The organism is Rhizobium sp. GCM10022189 (assembly GCF_042656325.1).
GTDB lineage: Bacteria > Pseudomonadota > Alphaproteobacteria > Rhizobiales > Rhizobiaceae > Rhizobium.
Window position 1 is genome coordinate 22,805 of sequence record NZ_JBHSOR010000003.1, and the last position, 18,185, is coordinate 40,989.

17 protein-coding genes are annotated in these 18,185 nt (G+C 62.1%); 12 read left to right on the forward strand and 5 right to left on the reverse strand.

Annotation, left to right across the window (positions count from 1 at the left end; all coding sequences use genetic code 11):
* The first annotated feature begins 27 nt into the window (after nt 1-27).
* The gene (locus ACFPWW_RS03680; RefSeq protein ID WP_112759187.1) at nt 28-516 is read left to right on the forward strand and encodes a DUF2306 domain-containing protein; all 489 of its coding nucleotides are present in this window, start codon (nt 28-30) and stop codon (nt 514-516) included.
* Between the two features lie 84 nt (nt 517-600).
* The gene (locus ACFPWW_RS03685; RefSeq protein WP_112564548.1) at nt 601-1,530 is read left to right on the forward strand and encodes a neutral zinc metallopeptidase; all 930 of its coding nucleotides are present in this window, start codon (nt 601-603) and stop codon (nt 1,528-1,530) included.
* A 50-nt stretch (nt 1,531-1,580) separates the two neighbouring features.
* On the opposite strand, the gene ACFPWW_RS03690 is transcribed toward ACFPWW_RS03685, so the two are convergent.
* On the reverse strand, nt 1,581-2,573 hold the full coding sequence (locus ACFPWW_RS03690) for an aldo/keto reductase (protein WP_112703902.1): 993 nt from the start codon (nt 2,571-2,573) through the stop codon (nt 1,581-1,583).
* Nucleotides 2,574-2,684: 111 nt separating this feature from the next.
* Between ACFPWW_RS03690 and ACFPWW_RS03695 the strand changes: the two genes are divergently transcribed.
* The 3 genes from ACFPWW_RS03695 to ACFPWW_RS03705 all read left to right on the forward strand — a co-directional run bounded on the left by ACFPWW_RS03695 (nt 2,685) and on the right by ACFPWW_RS03705 (nt 6,516).
* On the forward strand, nt 2,685-3,590 hold the full coding sequence (locus ACFPWW_RS03695) for a LysR family transcriptional regulator (protein WP_112759186.1): 906 nt from the start codon (nt 2,685-2,687) through the stop codon (nt 3,588-3,590).
* A gap of 134 nt (nt 3,591-3,724) precedes the next feature.
* Nucleotides 3,725-4,972 (forward strand): TCR/Tet family MFS transporter, encoded by a 1,248-nt coding sequence (locus tag ACFPWW_RS03700; protein ID WP_112564551.1) that lies wholly within the window; start codon nt 3,725-3,727, stop codon nt 4,970-4,972.
* Between the two features lie 140 nt (nt 4,973-5,112).
* Nucleotides 5,113-6,516 (forward strand): MATE family efflux transporter, encoded by a 1,404-nt coding sequence (locus ACFPWW_RS03705; protein ID WP_112756680.1) that lies wholly within the window; start codon nt 5,113-5,115, stop codon nt 6,514-6,516.
* A gap of 31 nt (nt 6,517-6,547) precedes the next feature.
* Here ACFPWW_RS03705 and ACFPWW_RS03710 read toward each other — a convergent pair whose 3' ends face one another.
* Both ACFPWW_RS03710 and carA read right to left on the reverse strand, forming a co-directional pair.
* A complete protein-coding gene (locus ACFPWW_RS03710) occupies nt 6,548-6,868 on the reverse strand; it encodes an antibiotic biosynthesis monooxygenase (RefSeq protein ID WP_112759185.1) in 321 nt (106 codons plus the stop codon).
* A gap of 112 nt (nt 6,869-6,980) precedes the next feature.
* Nucleotides 6,981-8,186 (reverse strand): glutamine-hydrolyzing carbamoyl-phosphate synthase small subunit, encoded by a 1,206-nt coding sequence (gene carA, locus ACFPWW_RS03715; protein WP_112564794.1) that lies wholly within the window; start codon nt 8,184-8,186, stop codon nt 6,981-6,983.
* Nucleotides 8,187-8,458: 272 nt separating this feature from the next.
* Here carA and ACFPWW_RS03720 point away from each other — a divergent pair, with 272 nt between their 5' ends.
* Complete coding sequence (locus ACFPWW_RS03720) at nt 8,459-8,911, forward strand: GatB/YqeY domain-containing protein (RefSeq protein ID WP_112759184.1); 453 nt, start codon at nt 8,459-8,461, stop codon at nt 8,909-8,911.
* On the opposite strand, the gene ACFPWW_RS03725 is transcribed toward ACFPWW_RS03720, so the two are convergent.
* Nucleotides 8,892-9,788: a hypothetical protein gene (locus ACFPWW_RS03725; RefSeq protein ID WP_112759183.1), complete on the reverse strand. Its 897-nt coding sequence runs from the start codon at nt 9,786-9,788 to the stop codon at nt 8,892-8,894. The two genes, ACFPWW_RS03720 and ACFPWW_RS03725, sit on opposite strands and share 20 nt — an antisense overlap.
* Before the next feature lie 654 nt (nt 9,789-10,442).
* Here ACFPWW_RS03725 and dnaG point away from each other — a divergent pair.
* The 6 genes from dnaG (at nt 10,443) to ACFPWW_RS03755 (ending at nt 17,870) form a co-directional block, all read left to right on the forward strand.
* The gene (gene dnaG / locus ACFPWW_RS03730; protein WP_377310466.1) at nt 10,443-12,428 is read left to right on the forward strand and encodes a DNA primase; all 1,986 of its coding nucleotides are present in this window, start codon (nt 10,443-10,445) and stop codon (nt 12,426-12,428) included.
* Nucleotides 12,428-14,293: a DNA helicase RecQ gene (gene recQ, locus ACFPWW_RS03735; protein WP_377310467.1), complete on the forward strand. Its 1,866-nt coding sequence runs from the start codon at nt 12,428-12,430 to the stop codon at nt 14,291-14,293. Before dnaG ends, recQ begins: the two co-directional genes overlap by 1 nt.
* A gap of 76 nt (nt 14,294-14,369) precedes the next feature.
* Nucleotides 14,370-14,831, forward strand: coding sequence for a cupin domain-containing protein (locus ACFPWW_RS03740; protein ID WP_377310469.1), 462 nt, complete (start codon nt 14,370-14,372; stop codon nt 14,829-14,831).
* A gap of 345 nt (nt 14,832-15,176) precedes the next feature.
* Nucleotides 15,177-16,364 (forward strand): glycine C-acetyltransferase, encoded by a 1,188-nt coding sequence (locus tag ACFPWW_RS03745; protein WP_377310471.1) that lies wholly within the window; start codon nt 15,177-15,179, stop codon nt 16,362-16,364.
* 110 nt (nt 16,365-16,474) lie between these two features.
* Entirely contained in the window at nt 16,475-17,512 is a 1,038-nt protein-coding gene (tdh, locus tag ACFPWW_RS03750) for an L-threonine 3-dehydrogenase (protein WP_377310472.1), read from the forward strand.
* A gap of 10 nt (nt 17,513-17,522) precedes the next feature.
* Nucleotides 17,523-17,870, forward strand: a complete 348-nt coding sequence (locus ACFPWW_RS03755; RefSeq protein ID WP_112564567.1) for a GFA family protein — start codon at nt 17,523-17,525, stop codon at nt 17,868-17,870.
* Here ACFPWW_RS03755 and ACFPWW_RS03760 read toward each other — a convergent pair.
* On the reverse strand, nt 17,867-18,130 hold the full coding sequence (locus ACFPWW_RS03760; protein WP_377310636.1) for a L,D-transpeptidase family protein: 264 nt from the start codon (nt 18,128-18,130) through the stop codon (nt 17,867-17,869). The genes ACFPWW_RS03755 and ACFPWW_RS03760 overlap by 4 nt on opposite strands.
* Nucleotides 18,131-18,185: the final 55 nt, after the last annotated feature.

Here is an 18,185-nt window from a genome sequence, read left to right on the forward strand (position 1 = left end):
GGGGGGCGAATTCAACCGGAGCCGATCATGACGCTTGAACCTCTGCTCAATGCGCCGCCCGCCATACAGATCCATGTCGCCGCCGTCGTGCCGGCGGCCATCCTCGGGGCCTATCTGCTCGCTCGGCCGAAGGGCACGCGGCTGCACCGGCTGCTCGGCAAGATCTGGATGGCGCTGATGGTGGTGACGGCGCTGTCGAGCTTCTTCATCCACGAGATCAATCTCGTTTACGGCTTCAGCCCGATCCACCTTCTCTCCGTCTTCGTACTCGCCGGAAGCTGGCGGGCAATCCTCGCTGCGCGCCGGCACGATATCCGCACGCATCGGCGGATCGTATCGGGCATGTATTTCGGCGGCATCGTCCTTGCCGGCCTTGCGACGCTGCTGCCGGGCAGGCTCATGCATGCGGTTGCGTTCTCCGGCAACAGCTGGCTGACCCTGGTGCTGTTCGGGCTGATTGCCGCCGCGATCGTCGCGGCCGTCGGCCTTCGCCCGCGCCGCGGCCGGGTCGCGTGAGGAAGCGGCTGGAATTCGGCCTTGCGGCGGATATATAACTGACTCCTGAGAGCATGCATGGGCGCATCGCCGGGGAGATCGATCATGGAATGGAAAGGACGGCGTCAGTCCGACAATATCGAGGATCGCCGCAGCGATCCGTCCGGTGGCATTGGACGCAATCCCTTCGGCCGCGGCGGTGGCTTCAGTTTTCCGTCGGGCGGCGGCGTCGGCCGTCGCGGCGGCGGGCTCAGCATCGGCACGATCGTCTTTCTCGTCGTCATCTACCTGATCTTCAAGGCGATGGGCATCGACCTGATGCAGGTCATGGAAGGCGGCGGATCGATGGACGGCTCCGGCTACTCGCAGAGCGAGTCCGCCCCGCAGACGCCCGCCAACGACGAGATGACCGCCTTCGTGCGCACGGTTCTCGCCGAAACCGAAGATACCTGGCATGGTATCTTCCAGTCTCAGGGCCGGGATTACGAAGAGCCTCGCCTCGTGCTCTTCTCCGGCCAGACGCAGTCCGCCTGCGGTTTCGCATCGGCTGCGACCGGACCCTTCTATTGCCCGGGCGATCACAAGGTCTACCTCGATACGGCCTTCTTCCAGCAGCTTTCCGATCAGTTTGGCGCGTCGGGCGATTTTGCCGAGGCCTATGTGATCGCGCACGAAGTCGGCCATCACGTGCAGAATCTGCTCGGCATCCTGCCGAAATTCAATCAGGCGCGCCAAAGCATGAGCGAGGCCGATGCCAACAGGATGTCGGTCCGCGTCGAACTGCAGGCGGATTGTTTTGCCGGCATCTGGGGCAAGTTTACCCAGCAGAAGGGCATTCTGGACGCCGGCGATCTGGAGGAGGCGCTGAATGCCGCCCAGCAGATCGGCGACGATACGCTGCAGAAGCGTTCGCAGGGCTATGTCGTGCCCGAGAGTTTCAACCACGGCACGTCGGCGCAGCGTATGCGCTGGTTCAAGCGCGGCTTCGACAGCGGGCAGCTTTCGGCCTGCGATACTTTCTCCAACCCGATCTGATAGCGAAAGGCGGCACCCCGAAGGGCAGGGTGCCGGCCTCTCGGGGCTGACTACTTTTCACTGTCCATGTGCCTGAGCTGGGCTTCCGGATAACGGGCGCCCTTAGCCGCACCTTTCGGCACGGCGCGTTCGATGGCGGCGAGATCGTCGGCGGTGAGTTTCACCGCGCGCGAGCCGAGCGCCTCCGTCAGCCGGTCGCGGCGGCGGGCGCCGACCAGCGGCACGATATCCTCGCCCTGTGCCGCCACCCAGGCGATCGCGACCTGCGCGACCGAGGCGCCCTTGAAGGTGGCGATCTTTCTGAGTTCTTCGACCAGGGCAAGGTTTTCATCGACGTTGCCTTCCTGGAAGCGCGGGCTGAAGGCGCGGAAATCGCCTGCGCCCTGCTGGCCCTTCTGCCAATGGCCGCTGATGAGGCCGCGCGACAGCACGCCATAGGCGGTGACGGAAATGCCGAGTTCGCGGGTCGTCGGCAGGATTTCGTCCTCGATGCCGCGGGAAATCAGCGAATATTCGATCTGCAGGTCGGCGATAGGGGCGACGGCGGCGGCCCGGCGGATCGTATCCGCCCCGACTTCGGAGAGGCCGACATGGCGGACGTAACCGGCCTTGATGAGATCCGTTATCGCGCCGACCGTTTCCTCGATCGGCACATTGGGATCGAGGCGGGCAGGGCGATAGATGTCGATATAGTCGACGCCGAGGCGTTGCAGCGTATAGGCGAGGAAGTTCTTCACGGCGATCGGGCGGGCGTCGTAGCCGTTCCAGCCATTGGAGGGATCGCGCAGCGCGCCGAACTTGACGCTGATGACGGCGTCTTCGCGCCTGCGGCCCTTCAGCGCTTCGCCGATCAGCATTTCGTTATGGCCCATGCCGTAGAAATCGCCGGTGTCGAGCAGGTTGATGCCGGCATCGAGCGCGGCATGGATGGTCGCAATGCTTTCGGCGCGGTCGGACGGGCCGTACATGCCCGACATGCCCATGCAGCCGAGGCCGATGGCCGAGACTTGGGGACCGGTTTTTCCCAAACGATAGGTCTGCATCTTCTTCTCCTTCAACGGCGCCCCGACGGCGTCTTCGGATGCGGTTTTATCGCCGATGAGTTTGTGCGATAATCCGGATAGTCTCGAACAGGCCGTACGGGAAAATGCACAATGGATGAGCTTCCCCTCAGTGATCTGGATGCCTTTGCCGCAATTGCAAGGGAGCGCAGCTTCCGCTCGGCGGCCCGAAAACGCGGGGTTTCCGCCTCGTCGCTGAGCGATTGCCTGCGGCGCCTGGAAGAGCGGCTCGGCGTCAGGCTGCTCAACCGCACGACCCGCTCCGTCACGCCGACGGCGGCGGGCGAAAGACTGCTGGAAAGGCTTGCTCCGGCGCTGTCGGAAGTTGCGGCCGCGCTCGGCCAGCTGGACAGCTTTCGCGACCATCCGGCCGGCACGCTGCGGCTCAACGTGCCGAGCATCGTCGTCAAGCTTTTCATGGCCGATCTTGCCGCCCGTTTCCTGACGCTGTACCCGCAGATCACGCTGGAGATCATTGCCGACGACAATTTCATCGACGTGCTCGCTGCCGGCTTCGATGCCGGCGTGCGTTACGATGAAAGGCTGGAGCGCGACATGATCGCCGTGCCGATCGGTCCGCGCCGGCAGCGCTACGTGACGGCGGCCGCACCCGCCTATCTCGACAGGCGCGGCGTGCCGCAGCATCCGAGGGACCTGCTGGAGCATAGCTGCATCCGCCATCGCTTCCTGAGCGGGGCCTCGCTGGCCTGGGAATTCGAACGCGGCAAGGAGACGGTGCTCGTCACTCCTTCCGGCCCCATCGTCGCCAATGCGGTGGAGATGGAGATAGGGGCAGCTTGTGCCGGGCTCGGCGTCATCCGCACCTTCGGGGAGCTGCTTGCGCCCGGTATCGCCGATGGCCGGCTGATGCCGATCCTTGCGGAATGGGACAGCGAATTTTCCGGCCCGTTCCTCTATTATCCGAGCCGCCGCCATATGCCCGCACCGCTGCGCGCCTTTGTCGATTTCGTACGGATGGAGCAGCGGAAGGGCGCCTGACCCATCTGTTTTAACGGGTTCGCCATCAAAAACATTGAAATGTTCACGGATTGTTTCACCCGTCCCAATCGGCTATGTCACATGTTCGGCGACAAGATCGTCTTTCCGGAAAATAACAGCTGTAGAGATGTCTCATGCTTGATGCGAAATTCGTTCGCCGCGGCCTTTTCCTGGTCTTTGTCATTCTCTTCCTGGATATTATCGGCATTGCGATCATCCTGCCGGTGCTGCCGGTCTATCTGGAGCAGCTGACGGGCGGCACGGTCAGCGATGCGGCCATCGACGGCGGCTGGCTGATGCTGATCTATTCGCTGATGCAGTTCCTGTTTGCGCCGCTGCTCGGCAATTTGAGCGACCGTTTCGGGCGCCGTCCGATCCTCTTGCTGTCGGTGCTGACCTTCGCGCTCGACAATTTCATCTGCGCCATTGCCACCAGCTACTGGATGCTATTCGTCGGCCGCGTGCTTGCCGGCATCAGCGGCGGCAGCTTCGCCACCTGCTCGGCCTATATTGCCGATATCAGCAACGAAGAGAACCGCGCCAAGAATTTCGGCCTGATCGGCATCGCCTTCGGCGTCGGCTTTACGGTCGGCCCCGTCATCGGCGGCTTCCTCGGCGAATTCGGGCCGCGCGTACCCTTCTTCGGCGCGGCGGCGCTGTCCTTCGTCAATTTCGTTGCCGCCTGCTTCCTGCTGCCGGAAACGCTTGATGAGAAGAACCGCCGCCGGTTCGAATGGAAGCGCGCCAACCCGCTCGGCACGCTGCGGCAGATGCGGCACTATCCCGGCATCGGCTGGGTCTGCCTCGTCATGTTCCTGGTCTTCCTGGCGCACGCCGTTTACCCGTCGGTCTGGGCTTTCGTCTCGAGTTTCCGTTATGGCTGGAGCGAGGGACAGATCGGCCTGTCGCTCGGCATCTACGGAATAGGCGTGGCGCTCATCATGGGGCTTGTGCTGCCGCGTATCGTGCCGGTGCTCGGGGAATGGAAGACGGCGCTGGTTGGGCTCTGTTTCACGATGGTTGCCCTCGTGGGCTATGCCTTCGCCTGGGAAGGCTGGGTCGTCTATACGGTGATCATATTGACCGTCATGGAGAATGTCGCCGATCCGCCGCTGCGCAGTATTGCCGCCGGCAAGGTGCCGCCCTCGGCGCAGGGCGAACTGCAGGGCGCGCTCACCAGCATCAGCAGCATCACCACGATCGTCGGGCCGCTGATCTTCACGCAGATGTTCGGCTATTTCACAAAGCCCGATGCGCCTGTCGTCTTTGCCGGCGCGCCCTATCTTCTGGCGGCTCTCTTCATTCTCGTCGCGGCAATCGTGTTTCTGACGCGGGTGACGACCGCGAAGGCGCCGGCGGAAGTATTCAACGCGGCGGAGTGATCCATCAAAAACAGTGAAGGCGTGATGAATTTTTCAGCATCTGCCCGTTTTGGGGTAGTTCTTCGCGCGAGTTTGCTCTAAGCCGACACGATATTTTGCCGTATTGCGGCCCTTAACGATCCAATCTCAGGAACAGTGTCATGGACACGCCCATCGAGGTGCGCGCGGTCGCGCCTGTAAACGACAACCGCTGGTCTGCGCATTTTCGCGCCACGCTGATGCTCGGCGTGCCGCTGATCGGCGCCCAGCTGGCCCAGTTCGGCATCGGCATGACCGACGTGATGATCGTCGGCCAGCTTGGCGCGGAAAACCTTGCGGCCATGGTACTTTCGGCGCAGTTCCTGTTCACGATCCTGATTTTCGGTTCGGGCTTTGCGATCGCCGTCATTCCGATGGTGGCGCAGGCCTACGGGCGCGGCGATGTCGTGACCGTGCGCCGGTCACTGCGCATGGGGATCTGGGTCGTCATCTGCTACTGGCTGCTGATGCAGCCGGCCTTTTTCAATTCCGAGTCGATCCTGCGCTATTTCGGGCAGAAGCCCGACGTGGCGAAGCTTGCGCATGGCTATATCGTCATCGGCCAGTTCGGCGTGCTGCCGGGGCTGCTTTACAATGTCATGCGCGCGCTCGTCAGCGCCATCGGCAAGGCCGGCGTCATCCTCAACGTCACCATCGCCATGCTGGTGCTGAATGCGATCGGCGCCTATATCCTCGTGCTCGGCCATTTCGGCTTCCCGGTCATGGGGCTGGAGGGGGCGGCAATCGTGTCCGTCGCGGTGCAGGTGGCGGGCTTCCTGTTCATCCTGTCCTATGTGCAGGGCAGGGAGGAGACGCGGCGCTACGAGATCTTCGTGCGCTTCTGGAAGCCGGACTGGCACGCCTTTTTCGAGGTCGTTCGCCTCGGCCTGCCGATCAGCATCACCATTCTCGCCGAAGTCAGCCTCTTTACGGCAGCGTCGCTGCTGATGGGCCATATCGGTACGATCGAGCTTGCCGCGCACGGCATCGCCCTGCAGTGGGCGTCGATGGCCTTCATGATCCCGCTCGGCCTCGGACAGGCGGCAACGGTGCGGGTCGGCGTCGCGCACGGGCAGGGCGATCATGCGGGTCTGGTGCGGGCGGCCGTCACGGTGTTGATCATCGCCAGCATTGCCGCGATCGTCGGCAGCGTCATCTTTGCGACCGTGCCGCAGGTTCTGGCACGGCTGTTCCTCGATGTCAGTCTGCCCGAGGCGCCTCAGGTGCTGGCCTATGCCGGTCCGCTGATCGTCATTGCCGGCCTTTTCCAGTTCGTCGACGGCCTGCAGGCGATTGCCAGCGGCCTGCTGCGCGGGCTGAAGGATGCGCGTGTGCCGATGATCATGGCCCTGATCGCCTATTGGCCGATCGGCTTCTTCCTCGCCTGGGCCTTTGCCTTCCCGCTCGGCTTCGGCGGGCTCGGCATCTGGCTCGGTTTCCTGGTCGGGCTGGCGGCCGCGGCCGCCATGCTCTGCATGCGCTTCTATATCCTGGTTCGCCGGGAAGGCGCGACGGCCGGCGCCTGAGCCGGCCGGTGCGAGGTTGGCGCGACCTGCTTCAGGCAGCCACAGGCTTGTAGCTGGCGATATCGGCGCGAATGCCGAGACGCGCAAACATTTCCTGCGGATTGAAATTGGCCGCCTCGTGGGCCGCCGCTACCGCCGCCTTCACACGCTCGACGACATCGGCGCTTTCCCACTCGGCGACCGTGACGAAATTGAACTCGCCGGGACCGGCAACCTGTTCCAGCACCGTATGGCCGATGAAGCCGTCCTGTGCCTCCAGCACCTTATGGGTCCTCATCACATTGATCAGAAATTCCTCGCGCGCTGCGGCCGGCACGACGAATTTGTCTACCCTGTAGAAAGCTCCGCTCATTCAGTCTTCTCCTGCATCTGATGTGTTGCAGGCAGTTCTGTAATTCCTCAAGTTAAGTTGAGGTCAATATGCGGAGAAAGAAAAAGGCCCGCGAGCGAGCCTTGATCCGGTATCAGCGTTCGGCGAGTGCCGGTTCGCCCTTCTTCTCGCGCACCATGTTGACGAAGCGGCGGAAGAGGTAGTGGCTGTCCTGCGGACCGGGCGAGGCTTCCGGGTGGTGCTGGACGGAGAAGACCGACTTGCCGAGGACGCGCAGGCCGCAATTGCTGCCGTCGAACAGCGAAACGTGAGTCTCTTCAACGCCTTCCGGCAGCGACTTCGTGTCGACCGCGAAGCCGTGGTTCATGGAGACGATCTCGACCTTGCCGGTCGTATGGTCCTTGACCGGATGGTTTGCGCCGTGGTGGCCCTGGTGCATCTTCTCGGTCCTGGCGCCGAGCGCGAGGCCCAGCATCTGGTGGCCGAGGCAGATGCCGAAGACCGGGATATCGGTCTTGATCAGTTCCTTGATGACGGGCACGGCATATTCGCCCGTGGCGGCCGGGTCGCCGGGGCCGTTCGACAGGAAGATGCCGTCCGGCTGCAGGGCAAGCACGTCCTCGGCGCTCGTCGTTGCCGGCATGACGGTGACCTTGCAGTCGAGGCCGGCAAAGAGGCGCAGGATATTGCGCTTCACGCCGTAATCGAGGCAGACGACGTGGTACTTCTGGCCGGCGGCCCCGAGTTCGCCGTAGCCTTCGTTCCAGACCCAGGGGGTCTGCGACCATTGCGAGGACTGGCCGGAGGAAGCGATCTTGGCGAGGTCGAGGCCTTCGAGGCCGCTCCAGGCCCTGGCTTCGGCCTTCAGCGCGTCCACATCGAAATTGCCCGCGGGGTCGTGGGCGATGACGGCGTTCGGGGAGCCGTTTTCGCGGATCCAGGCGGTCAGCGCGCGGGTATCGATGCCGCAGAGCCCGATGATGCCGCGCGCCTTCAGCCAGGCGTCGAGATGCTTGGCGGCGCGGTAGTTCGAGGGCTCGGTGATGTCGGCCTTGAAGATGACGCCGACCGCGCCGTGGCGGGCTGCCGGCGTCAGGTCTTCGATATCTTCTTCGTTGGTGCCGATATTGCCGATATGGGGGAAGGTGAAGGTGACGATCTGGCCGAGATAGGAGGGATCGGTGAGGATCTCCTCGTAGCCGGTCAGCGCCGTGTTGAAGACCGCTTCGGCCTGGACCTTGCCGGTGGCGCCGATGCCCTTGCCCTCGATGACGGTGCCGTCGGCAAGAACGAGCAGGGCGGTCGGCTTTTCGGTTGTCCAGGGTGCTGTCGCGGTCATCTTCATCCCGTTTCCGGCGGGCCTGGCGTTTGCGAAAACGCGAGCCGGCCATTTGATCTCGCAGGTACAGGCGCGCAGCTTTAGCCGCGTTTGACGCCTGATCACGAATTTTGGTGCAGGTGGCGGTAGATAGCCACGCTCTTTGTCCAGGTCAATCTTTGTACCGCAGATTGCGGTACTTTTCCTGCTGATATTGGCCGGATTCTCGCAATTTATTTGATCCCATGCATCGGCCTGGTTTATGAAAGCGCCATTTTAAAAGGAGTAGTAACATGCTGCGCGACCAACTCGCCACCGAGCTCAAAGAGGCCATGAAGGCAAAGAGGATGGACCGACTCGGCACCATCCGCCTCATCCAGGCCGCTATCAAGGATCGCGACATCGCCAATCGCGGCGCCGGCAAGGACGAGGCTGGCGACGATGAAGTGCTGCAGATCCTCGCCAAGATGGTGAAGCAGCGCGAGGAGTCGGCGAAGATCTACGAAGAGAATGCCCGCCCGGAGCTTGCCGAAAAGGAGCGAGCCGAAATCGCCGTCATTCAGGACTTCCTGCCGAAGCAGCTTTCCGACGATGAGGTGCGCGCCAATATCGCCGCCATCATCAAGGAGGTCGGCGCCGAAGGCCCGAAGGACATGGGCAAGATCATGGCTGCCCTCAAGGAGCGTTATGCCGGCCAGATGGATTTTGCCAAGGCTTCCGGCTCCGTCAAAGAGCTCTTGAAATAAGGCGTTTTGCCTGCGGTTGCTCGTCGACCGCAGGCCCGAACACTGCTTCGGCGGCGGCATCGATGATGCCGAATTTCGCCGCCTGATAGTTCCAATATTCGAGGACGAAACCGCGGGAGAGCCAGAAATCGCCCTTTCTTGGCGGCTCGGTCCAGCCCACGCTGCCCATGGCGGCGGCCTGTGTCAGCAGGCGCTTCAGGTGGGTGTTGGAGATCATGAACTGATCGCGAATCTCGCGCAGCGACAGCGGGCCGACGAAGACGCGGTCGGCAGAAGTCGGAAAGCCCGGCAGGCGCGAAATCAGGTAATCCATCACCAGGCCGCCGGAATTGGCCCAGTTGAAGAGATTGAAGGTGGTGCCCGGATCGCGCACGGCTTCGGTTTCGATGATCTGCCTGGCGATCAGCGGCTGCAGGCGGGCGATCGACGCAGGGTCGGCCGCCAGATTTTCCGCACGGCGGCCGCCATCGAGACTGTCCAGGACCATCAGATGGGCGGCCAGCCATTTGGTGAAATGATCTTCGGCCGTTTCCGTCGGCTCGAGAAAGCGGGTGCGCTTGTCATCGCCCGGAATGGGACGCAGAAACCGGTAGGCCAGCATTTCCTGCACGAAGGCGGCCGCGGTGTTGCGGCTGGCGATCTTGTTCTGGATGACGAAATCGATGAAGCGGCCGGAATAGAGGCCGCGTTTTTCTTCGCCGGGATAGCCGTAATAGAGAGCAAAGCCGGTATGAGCCATCAGCCAGCGCTGCTGAGCTGCGAATATGGATGCAATACGGGGGCTCTCGCGATAAATCGCGAGCATCTGATTGGCGCAATGAAGAATTGCAGCAAGAAAATTATCGTCGGCTGCAAGTTTTTCTGCGGTATAGGCCATAGCACTGTCCAGGAGTTTCGCGCATTCATTTGCCACGCCTGTTGGAAGTGTCAATGCTTTTGTATTTTAGGGGTTAATTGCTAAGGTAAAGCTCAATAAAGGCGCAGCGCTAAGCCCAAAAATTAAGAAGGCAGGAGCTGGGGGCGCTCCTGCCTTCTTGCTCTTTGCTTCCGTCAGCGACGCAGGGTTGAAACCCAAGCCGGCGGGTATTTGCAAAGGCACCCTTGCGAGGCGGCGCCGGGGGTAGGGATGGTGCCTCGCTTGGGGATCGCTCTGTTGAGATCGAACTTATGGCCGGCCCCCGGCTTATTCAAATTACAAAAATATAATAATCCCGGATTCGGCCTTTCCGGTTGCGAATTTGGCGCTCGGCGCGGCCGTTCGGAAATTCTGTTCACATGCAATCTAATAAATTGTTTTTACTTTATCTTTTCGGCGTTTCCCTTTTCGGGAAAAGGATGTTTCAGACCACCTGGAAATTGGAAAATGTCAAAAATGTCGCACCCCCTGCCAGGGTCCGATAACGTGTTGTTGAGTGGCGTTGGCTGGCGTTTTTGACAGTGTCTCCGCCCCTGTGAAAAGCGGGATTTGCCGCAGAGTTTCGTGGCGCGGCGCGACAAAGCTGCTTATATGGAGGCTCTGCAAGAGGTAGAGATGCGCTTTTCCCCCACCTTCCTGGACGATATCCGCGACCGCGTTCCCATTTCGAACGTGATTGCGCGGCGCGTGAGCTGGGACAAGCGCAAGACCAACGTGTCGCGCGGCGACTACTGGGCCTGCTGCCCGTTCCATGGCGAAAAGTCGCCGAGCTTCCACTGCGAGGATCGCAAGGGCCGCTACCATTGCTTCGGCTGCGGCGTGACCGGCGATCATTTCCGCTTCCTGACCGAACTCGAAGGCCTGAGCTTTCCCGAGGCGGTGCAGACGATCGCCGATATGGCCGGCGTGCCGATGCCGATTGCCGATCCGCAGATGGAGAAGCGCGAGAAGGAGCGCACCTCGCTTCTCGACGTCATGGAAATGGCGACGCAATTCTTTCAGGACCAGCTGCAGGCGGCCAATGGCGCAAAGGCGCGGGCCTATCTGCGCGACCGCGGGCTGACGGGGCGCACCATCGAGACGTTCCGGCTCGGATTTGCGCCTGACAGCCGCAATGCGCTGAAGGAATTTCTGGCCGGCAAGGGTGTCAGCAAAGAGCAGATCGAGGCCTGCGGCCTTGTGGTGCACGAGAATGTGCCGGTGTCCTACGACCGGTTCCGCGACCGTATCATGTTCCCGATCCTGTCGTCGCGCGAGAAGGTCATCGCCTTCGGCGGCCGGGCCATGTCGCCGGATGCGCCGGCGAAATATCTCAATTCCAACGAGACCGAGCTCTTCCACAAGGGCAACGTGCTCTACAATTTCGCCCGCGCGCGCCGATCGCTGCAGGGGGCGAACGGCGAGGGCACGATCATTGCCGTCGAAGGCTATATGGATGTCATCGCGCTGCATCAGGCGGGGGTCGAAAACGCCGTGGCGCCGCTCGGCACGGCGCTGACGGAAAACCAGCTGGACCTGCTCTGGAAGATGACGCCGCAGCCGGTGCTCTGCTTCGACGGCGATGGCGCCGGCATTCGCGCCGCCAACCGCGCCGCCGACCTGGCCCTGCCGCATCTGAAGCCGGGACGAAGCGTGCGTTTCGCGCTGCTGCCGGATGGCAAGGATCCCGACGATCTCGTCAAGCACGAGGGCAGGGCGCCGTTCGACAAGGTGATGGCGCAGGCGAAACCCCTTTCGGAAATGCTCTGGGATCGCGAGGCGCGCAGCGGGAAATTCGATACGCCGGAAGCGCGTGCTGAACTCGAAGCGCGGCTGCGCCAGCTCGTCGCCGTCATTGCCGACGAGAACGTGCGGCGCCATTACCAGCAGGACATGCGCGACCGGCTGAACAGCTTCTTCCAGCCGCAGTTCCAGAACCGCGGCGGCAGCGAAAGGCGCAGTTTCGGCGGCAATGGCGGCGGCAGTTTCCGCGGCCAGAAGGGCGCCGGTCCCGGCGGGGGGCGAACCTCCGTTGCCGCATCGGACCGTCTGACCCGCTCGGGGCTCGTGCGCGGCCATCAGGACAATGCGGCGCTGCGCGAATGCGTGCTGGCGCTCACCGTCATCAATCACCCTGCTTTGATGCTCGACGATTACGACGAGATCGCCGCGATCGATTTCGACAATCGCGACCTGCAGAAGCTCTGGTCGGCGATGCTGGGGGCGGCGGCCGTCGTTGCCGGGCCGCATCTGACGCGCGACTATCTGATGGAATGTCTCGATGTCGCCGGTTTCGGGCCGCTCCTGAAGAACCTTGATCAGCAGGTGCGCAATGCGCGGCTGTGGACGGCCACCGAGGAGGCGGCGATGGAGGATGCGCGCGAGGGCTATCGCCAGGCGCTCGCCTTCCACAAGCGTGCCAAGGACCTGCGCTGGCAGAAAATCGAGCTGGAGCGCGATATCGCACAGGCGACGGAGGCCGGCGACGATGCCGAGATCGACCGGCTGATGCGCGCCTCGCAGGAAGTGCATTACGAAGCGCTCAGGCTTGAAAACCAGGAAGCCATCATCGATGGTTTCGGTGTGCTCTCCGGCCGCGTCAAGGGCGCTGCGAGCCACTGATGTCGCAGGCCGATCGGAACGCAGCATCTTTCTCCGCCTCCGATGCGCTGTTTGCCGGCGCGGCCGAGCCGCTCGACGTGCTGAAGCGCGTCTACGGCTATTCCGCCTTTCGCGGCCGGCAGCAGGAAGTGGTGGAACATGTGGTTGCCGGCGGCGATGCCGTGGTGCTCTTCCCGACCGGCGCCGGCAAGTCGCTCTGCTTCCAGATCCCGGCCCTTTGCCGCCCCGGTCTCGGTATCGTCGTCTCGCCGCTGATTGCGCTGATGCGCGATCAGGTGGAGGCGATGAAGCAGCTCGGCATTCGTGCGGCGGCGCTGAATTCCTCCATTTCGCGCGAGGAATATGTCGCGATCCGCCGCGGCATTTCCTCCGGTGAACTCGACCTGCTTTACGTGACGCCCGAGCGCATTCTGATGGACGGTTTCCGCGAGATCATCGGCAATACGAAGATCGCGCTGTTTGCGATCGACGAAGCCCATTGCGTTTCGCAATGGGGCCACGATTTCCGGCCGGAATATCGCGAACTCGGCAAGCTTGCCGAGCAATATCCCGGCGTGCCGCGCATCGCACTGACGGCAACGGCCGATCCGCATACACGCGAGGACATTATCGAGCGGCTGATGCTCGACAATGCCGCGGTCTTCACGACGAGCTTCGACCGGCCGAACATTTCCTATGAGATCGTCGAGCGCGACCAGCCGCGCCAGCAGCTCCTGCGTTTCCTTTCCGGCCATAAAGGCAATAGCGGCATCGTCTATTGCCTGTCGCGCGCCAAGGTGGAGGAGACGGCCGACTGGTTGAACACGCAGGGCATCCGGGCGCTGCCCTACCATGCCGGCATGGACCGGGCGCTGCGCGACGCCAATCAGGACGCTTTCCTGAAGGAGGAAGAGCTCTGCCTTGTGGCGACCGTCGCCTTCGGCATGGGCATCGACAAGCCGAACGTGCGCTACGTCGCCCATCTCGATCTGCCGGGTTCGGTCGAGGCCTATTACCAGGAAACGGGCCGCGCGGGACGCGACGGCCTGCCTTCGGAAGTGTGGATGGCCTATGGCATGGCGGACGTGATCCAGCGCCGGCGGATGATCGACGAGGGCAATGCGGCCGACGAGATCAAGCGCATCGAGCGCAGCAAGCTCAACGCGCTGCTGGCGATCTGCGAGACGGCGTCCTGCCGGCGGCAGGCGATCCTGGCGCATTTCGGCGAGGCGCATGGCGGCAAATGCGGCGGCTGCGATACCTGCCTGAAGCCGGTCGAGACCTGGGACGGGACGGAAGCGGCGATCAAGGCGCTGGCCGCGATCTATCGCACCGGCGAACGTTTCGGCGCCGGTCATGTGATCGACGTGCTTGTCGGCAATGTGAATGAAAAGACCGAGCGCTTCGGCCATATCGACATGCCTGTTTTCGGCGCCGGCAAGGATATTCCCGTCCGTACCTGGCAGTCGGTCTATCGCCAGCTGATGGGGATGGGACTGATCCGTGTCGATCACGAGGCTTTCGGAGCCCTGAAGCTGGAGCCGGAGGCGCGTGCGGTTTTCAAGCGCGAACGCGAAGTCTTCTTTCGCAAGGACCGTCCGCCGTCCGAACGCAGGGCGAAAAAGACCGAGCGTGCGGAGCGCAGAACCGGTCTTTCCGGTGCTGACGGCGCGCTGTTCGAGGCGCTCCGGGCCGAGCGCATGTCGATTGCCAAATCGCTCGGCGTGCCGCCCTATGTCGTCTTCCCCGATACGACGCTGATCGCGTTTGCCACCGAGCGGCCGCGCAGCCGCAAGGAATTGCTCGGCATTTCCGGCGTCGGCCAATCGAAGCTCGAACGCTACGGGGACGCCTTCCTCGATATTATCCTCTCCCATGACGAATAGCGCGGTTGCATATATCTTCCGCTGCAATCGTTCGGGATCTCTGCTAAAATTCGCGCCAGAGTTTGGGGGAAGTTCGATGGCGCATTTCGACAGAGCGGTGGCGTCACTACCCGGACGCGAGCGGATTGCCAGGCATCCGCATAGCGGGCAGATTTTCATTCATGCGACGGCAGAGGAAACCGCAGGGGCCTACGGCATCTGGGAGACCTTCTCCGCGCCCGGTACCGGCCCGTCGCGGCATATGCATACGCGCGAGACGGAGGTCTTTCGTGTCATCGAGGGGAGCTACCGGTTCTGGTGCGGCAGCGAGATGATCGAGGCTCCGGTTGGCGCCGTCGTGGTGCTGCCGCCGAACGTGCCGCATCACTGGCGCAATGTCAGCGACCGCATGGGGCGGATGATGGGTTTCGTGACGCCTGGCGGTTTCGAGCATTTCTTCATGGAGCTCGAGCGGGTCGGAGCGACAACGCCTGAGGTGATCCTGCCCATCCAGGAGCGTTTCGGCCTTGTGGAGATCGGCGACGGTCCCGACCCTTGAGATCGGCCCTGTCGCATCCGCTGGCTATTTTGCGCGCGCAAGCCGTTCGTGCAGCGGCGGGCCTTGGCGTGCGTAGGCGCGTTGGCGACGGCTCCGGTCTTTGTCGCTGCCTTGGTTAAACGCTGCAGCCTGCCCGCAGGCGCATCGACTTCCTGCTCACGAATATAAAGGCCGCAACGATACTCCTTTTGAACATGCGGATGTCCTTTCGAATATTCATATCAATTCCATGGCGGCGAAGTCCGGAGTCCGAAAAATTTTTCGTACCGGATCGGCGACATCTGCACTTGCTTTGTGCTAATTGCAGCGCCCAACGGAGGACGTTTTTGGGAAAAGGGGTCTATAATGACAAAAGCATTTCTCTCCCACCTGCAATCGGAACTCGCCTCGCTCAAGGATGCCGGCCTTTACAAGTCCGAGCGCGTCATCACGTCCAAGCAGGCCGGCGAGATCGCCGTCGCCTCGGGCGAGCGTGTGCTGAATTTCTGCGCCAACAACTATCTCGGCCTTGCCGACAATGAGGAACTGGCGGAAGCCGGCAAGAAGGCGCTCGACCGTTATGGCTACGGCATGGCCTCGGTGCGGTTCATCTGCGGCACGCAGGAGGAGCATAAGCAGCTCGAAGCGCGCATCTCCTCCTTCCTCGGCATGGAGGACACGATCCTCTATTCCTCCTGTTTCGACGCGAATGGCGGCCTGTTCGAGACGCTGCTTGGCGAAGAGGATGCGATCATTTCCGATGCGCTGAACCACGCCTCGATCATCGACGGCGTGCGCCTCTCCAAGGCCAAGCGCTTCCGCTATGCCAACAACGACATGGCGGCGCTGGAAGAAGAGCTGAAGAAGGCCGAGGGCAGCCGCTTCAAGATGATCGCGACCGACGGCGTCTTCTCCATGGACGGCATCATCGCCAATCTGCAGGGTGTCTGCGATCTCGCCGATAAATACGATGCGATGGTCATGGTGGACGACAGCCACGCGGTCGGCTTCGTCGGCAAGCATGGCCGCGGGTCGCCGGAACATTGCGGTGTCGAAGGCCGGGTCGATATCATCACCGGCACGCTCGGCAAGGCGCTCGGCGGCGCATCCGGCGGCTACACGTCGGCCAAGGCCGAAATCGTCGAATGGCTGCGGCAGCGTTCGCGCCCCTATCTCTTTTCCAATACATTGGCGCCGGTCATTGCGGCGGCCTCGCTGAAGGTGTTTGACCTTATTGAAAACGGCGATGCGCTGCGCGAACGGCTTTCGGCCAATGCGGCACTCTTCCGCTCCGAAATGACCAAGCTCGGCTTCACGCTTGCCGGCGAGGGGCATCCGATCATTCCGGTCATGCTGGGCGATGCCAAGCTTGCGCAGGATATGGCAGCACTGATGCTGAAGAAGGGCGTCTATGTGATCGGCTTCTCCTTCCCCGTCGTGCCGAAGGGGCAGGCGCGTATCCGCACGCAGATGTCGGCGGCGCATTCGAAGGCGGATGTGGAGCGCGCGATATCCGCCTTTGCCGAAGCCGGCCGCGAACTTGGTGTGATCTAAAAAGCAAGTGACGGTGCGCCGTGTGGCCCCCTCATCCGCCCTTTCGGGCACCTTCTCCCCGCGGGGGAGAAGGGGAGGGTTGGCCTCGGTGAAAGCCAAAGGGAAAAACGATGTCGAACATGATGAAAGCGCTGGTCAAGGCGAAACCCGAAGTCGGCCTCTGGATGGAACATGTGCCGGTGCCGGACGTCGGCCCGAACGACGTGCTGATCCGGGTGAAGAAGTCGGCGATCTGCGGCACGGACGTGCATATCTGGAACTGGGACCAGTGGGCGCAGAAGACCATTCCGGTGCCGATGGTCGTCGGCCATGAATTCTGCGGCGAGATTGCCGAGATCGGTTCTGCCGTGACCAAATACAAGGTCGGCGAACGTGTTTCCGGCGAAGGCCATATCGTCTGCGGCAAGTGCCGCAACTGCCGCGCGGGCAGGGGCCATCTCTGCCGCAATACGCTCGGCGTCGGCGTCAATCGGCCGGGTTCCTTCGGCGAGTTCGTCTGCATTCCGGAAGCCAATGTCGTGCCGATCCCGGACGATATTCCCGACGAGATCGCGGCGATCTTCGATCCGTTCGGCAATGCCGTTCACACCGCGCTTTCCTTCGATCTCGTCGGCGAGGACGTGCTGGTCACGGGCGCGGGGCCGATCGGCATCATGGGCGCGCTCGTCGCCAAGCGTTCCGGCGCGCGCAAGGTCGTCATCACCGACATCAATCCGAACCGGCTCAATCTCGCCCGCAAGCTCGGCATCGATCATGTCGTGGACGCCTCCAAGGAAAACCTTGCCGATGTGATGAAATCGATCGGCATGACCGAAGGCTTCGACGTCGGGCTTGAAATGTCGGGGGCGGCGCCTGCTTTCCGCGACATGATCGACAAGATGAACAATGGCGGCAAGATCGCCATTCTCGGCATTGCGCTTGCCGGTTTCGAGATCGACTGGAACAAGGTCATCTTCAAGATGCTGAACCTCAAGGGCATCTATGGCCGCGAGATGTTCGAGACCTGGTACAAGATGATTGCCTTCGTGCAGGGCGGCCTCGACCTCTCGCCGGTGATTACTCATCGCATCAAGATCGACGAGTTCCGCGATGGTTTCGAGGCAATGCGGTCGGGCAATTCCGGCAAGGTCGTGATGGATTGGATGTGAGGAGACAGGAATGAAATACGAGGGAAGCTGCCATTGCGGCAATATCGCCTTCACGGTGGAAGGCGCGTTCACCGAAGCGCTCGATTGCAACTGTTCGCTTTGCCGCCGGCGCGGCGGTCTGCTCGGCTTCGTGCCGCGCGAGAAGTTGCAGCTGACCGTGCCGGAAGAAAACCTGTCGACCTATACGTTCAACACGCATGCCATCAAACATCACTTCTGCGCCAAGTGTGGTATTGCACCCTTCGGCGAGGCGAAGGCGCCCAATGGCATGGAGATGGCTTCCGTCAATCTGCGCTGCATTCCGGCGCTCGATCTATCGGCGCTCAAGGTAAACGCCTATGACGGGCAATCTCGTTAGGGCATGATCTCAATGGGCGTGTGATTTGGAACACGCGCCCAAAGACCGCGCATCTCCTCGTCGGTGACGGCAATACAGCCGTCCGTCCAGTCCCACAGCCGGTGTTTGTTCCGCAGGAAGCCCCACCCATTGGGAAGGCCGTGGATCATGATGTCATGATCCTTGTCACCGGCATTCTCCATAATGGTGTGTGTTTTATTTTTGCAACCCATGTTGGCGATTTGCCAAGAATCTATGGCATGTGACGGTAACGATATCAGGTTATTCCGATGATCATCCGAAAGGCCTTGTCTTTTGCCGGTGACATACTAGATA

Excerpts from the sequence above, each read along its gene's own strand:
- tdh (WP_377310472.1), top strand. The coding sequence starts at position 16,475 with ATGTCGAACATGATGAAAGCGCTGGTCAAGGCGAAACCCGAAGTCGGC.
- ACFPWW_RS03740 (WP_377310469.1), top strand. The coding sequence starts at position 14,370 with ATGGCGCATTTCGACAGAGCGGTGGCGTCACTACCCGGACGCGAGCGG.
- ACFPWW_RS03710 (WP_112759185.1), bottom strand. The coding sequence starts at position 6,868 with ATGAGCGGAGCTTTCTACAGGGTAGACAAATTCGTCGTGCCGGCCGCA.
- ACFPWW_RS03700 (WP_112564551.1), top strand. The coding sequence starts at position 3,725 with ATGCTTGATGCGAAATTCGTTCGCCGCGGCCTTTTCCTGGTCTTTGTC.
- ACFPWW_RS03745 (WP_377310471.1), top strand. The coding sequence starts at position 15,177 with ATGACAAAAGCATTTCTCTCCCACCTGCAATCGGAACTCGCCTCGCTC.
- ACFPWW_RS03695 (WP_112759186.1), top strand. The coding sequence starts at position 2,685 with ATGGATGAGCTTCCCCTCAGTGATCTGGATGCCTTTGCCGCAATTGCA.
- ACFPWW_RS03680 (WP_112759187.1), top strand. The coding sequence starts at position 28 with ATGACGCTTGAACCTCTGCTCAATGCGCCGCCCGCCATACAGATCCAT.
- ACFPWW_RS03690 (WP_112703902.1), bottom strand. The coding sequence starts at position 2,573 with ATGCAGACCTATCGTTTGGGAAAAACCGGTCCCCAAGTCTCGGCCATC.
- ACFPWW_RS03725 (WP_112759183.1), bottom strand. The coding sequence starts at position 9,788 with ATGGCCTATACCGCAGAAAAACTTGCAGCCGACGATAATTTTCTTGCT.
- recQ (WP_377310467.1), top strand. The coding sequence starts at position 12,428 with ATGTCGCAGGCCGATCGGAACGCAGCATCTTTCTCCGCCTCCGATGCG.
- dnaG (WP_377310466.1), top strand. The coding sequence starts at position 10,443 with ATGCGCTTTTCCCCCACCTTCCTGGACGATATCCGCGACCGCGTTCCC.
- ACFPWW_RS03755 (WP_112564567.1), top strand. The coding sequence starts at position 17,523 with ATGAAATACGAGGGAAGCTGCCATTGCGGCAATATCGCCTTCACGGTG.
- carA (WP_112564794.1), bottom strand. The coding sequence starts at position 8,186 with ATGACCGCGACAGCACCCTGGACAACCGAAAAGCCGACCGCCCTGCTC.
- ACFPWW_RS03720 (WP_112759184.1), top strand. The coding sequence starts at position 8,459 with ATGCTGCGCGACCAACTCGCCACCGAGCTCAAAGAGGCCATGAAGGCA.
- ACFPWW_RS03685 (WP_112564548.1), top strand. The coding sequence starts at position 601 with ATGGAATGGAAAGGACGGCGTCAGTCCGACAATATCGAGGATCGCCGC.
- ACFPWW_RS03705 (WP_112756680.1), top strand. The coding sequence starts at position 5,113 with ATGGACACGCCCATCGAGGTGCGCGCGGTCGCGCCTGTAAACGACAAC.